The sequence below is a fragment of the Variovorax glucosi genome, assembly GCF_051216695.1.
Lineage (GTDB): Bacteria > Pseudomonadota > Gammaproteobacteria > Burkholderiales > Burkholderiaceae_C > Variovorax.
In genome coordinates this window covers 1-324 of the sequence record NZ_JBPJZE010000277.1, presented here as the reverse complement: position 1 = coordinate 324, position 324 = coordinate 1, and the positions used below count along the sequence as shown (strand labels likewise).

1 pseudogene is annotated in these 324 nt (G+C 59.6%); it reads left to right on the top strand.

Annotation, left to right across the window (positions count from 1 at the left end):
* Positions 1 to 48: 48 nt before the first annotated feature.
* A pseudogene (locus ACSFA3_RS24930) lies at positions 49 to 324 on the top strand (UvrD-helicase domain-containing protein); the annotation flags it as partial.

Sequence of the window (324 nt, the reverse complement as noted above, 5' to 3'; positions counted from 1 at the left end):
GGCGCACTTGCGAAGCTGCCGCAGACCAGTGCTGAACGCCAAGCGGCCTTGAACAACATTCACGCCGCAGTCATGGGATTCACCGCCGCCACGTTCAAAGACGGCGCTACGGTGCGGGAGGTCCTATCGCCTGTCCTTGAGCAGAGACTGTTCGACGCGGACTCGCGTTTAGTCCAAGCATATGAAGACACCTCGCCTCCGCCACCCGAACCGAAGATCAAAGGCAAGGAAGCAAAGGAAGACAGGCTAAAGCGCGGATGGCACGCTCTCTTCAGCGTGCCGTGGCAAGAGATTGCTAGGTATCGCGCCTACCTCGCCGGAGAA